The organism is Romboutsia sp. 13368, assembly GCF_018336475.1.
GTDB lineage: Bacteria > Bacillota > Clostridia > Peptostreptococcales > Peptostreptococcaceae > Romboutsia.
Genome location: NZ_CP048741.1, coordinates 1301235 through 1302558, shown reverse-complemented (window position 1 = coordinate 1302558; position 1324 = coordinate 1301235). Strand labels below are relative to the sequence as shown.

The following is a 1324-nucleotide window of genomic DNA, read 5'->3' as shown; positions in this document are numbered from 1 at the left end:
AATGTTGAAAAGTATAAGTACCTATAATATAATTAATATACTTACAAATTCGATTTATTTTGACAAAAAAGGAGGTATTTAACTTGTTTTTTAAAAACATAAAAAAATCAATTGGAATTATTCCTATTTTAGCTATATTGATAACTGGATGTTCAAATAATAATATAGAAAGTAATCAAGTTGATAATTTAGCTAATTCACCAACTACTGTAGTTAAAGATAGTAATACTGATAAAAACAAAGATTTTTCAAAGGAAAATATAAATGAGGAAAATACAGAAACTTCTCATACTACAACAACTCAGTCAAACTCAGAAAATACAGATGATATGTTTGATGGATATAAAATAATAGAAGTTGATGGTGGAAATTTATCAGGACATAGAGAGTCTAATGTTGCAGTAGATATAGGCTTTGGTGATAGAGAATACTGGGCATTCACTAATGAATATGGACAATTAGTTAAAGTAGTAGCTAAAGAAATTATATTACAGGATGATTCAAAAGAACCTGTTAATTCAAGCGGAAGATATTATCCTGATGAAGCAAAAGTTCCAGGTGTTGAAAGTAAGAACTTAGATGAGGGACATGTCATCGCAGATTCACTTGGTGGTGTTTCTAATGCATATAATATTACGCCTCAAAATAGTACACTTAATAGACATGGTGACCAAGCTTATATGGAGAAAGCTATAAGAGATGCTGGAGGTTGTACAGATTTTGTTGCGATAATAACTTATCCAAATACAACAACGCAAATACCAAGCCATTATAGTTATACATATACTATTAAAGGAAAAGTAGTTAATGATGAATTTGATAATATAAATCCAGATGAATATAACGCTAGTTTAAATTCTAATACATCAACTAATAATTCAAGTAATACTAGCTCTAAAGTTAATAACACTACAAATAATTCTAATACAAATGTAAGTCAAAGTAGTAATGATAATAGTTCAGCGACAGTGTACTGGACACCTAACGGGAAAAGTTATCATACTACAAAGTCATGTAGTACTTTATCTAGAAGTAAAACAATAAACTCAGGGACACAAGCGCAATCAGGAAAAAGTGACCCTTGTGATAGATGTCATTAATATAATGATAAATTGAAAGTAGGAGTATATAAACTCCTGCTTTTTTTGTTTAAGAAGAATTTATAACTGTGTATTTTTTCATTTAATCAGTTAGAATTACTTTAATCCAATTATATTTTTAGATAATTCATTAATACTATCAGATAAAATCTGAAGCTTTCCCTCAATCCTTACAAGTAAATACATACTAAGGGCAATAGGAAAACCAACAGACGCTATAAAAA

The 1324-nt window shown here is 28.6% G+C and carries 2 protein-coding genes; one reads left to right on the top strand and one right to left on the bottom strand.

Annotated features, from left to right (window positions below; genetic code table 11):
- Positions 1-83: 83 nt before the first annotated feature.
- Positions 84-1100: a DNA/RNA non-specific endonuclease gene (locus G3997_RS05295; protein WP_296644058.1), complete on the top strand. Its 1017-nt coding sequence runs from the start codon at positions 84-86 to the stop codon at positions 1098-1100.
- A gap of 96 nt (positions 1101-1196) precedes the next feature.
- On the opposite strand, the gene G3997_RS11655 is transcribed toward G3997_RS05295, so the two are convergent.
- Positions 1197-1319 (bottom strand): YvrJ family protein, encoded by a 123-nt coding sequence (locus tag G3997_RS11655; protein WP_296649421.1) that lies wholly within the window; start codon positions 1317-1319, stop codon positions 1197-1199.
- Positions 1320-1324 lie beyond the last annotated feature (5 nt).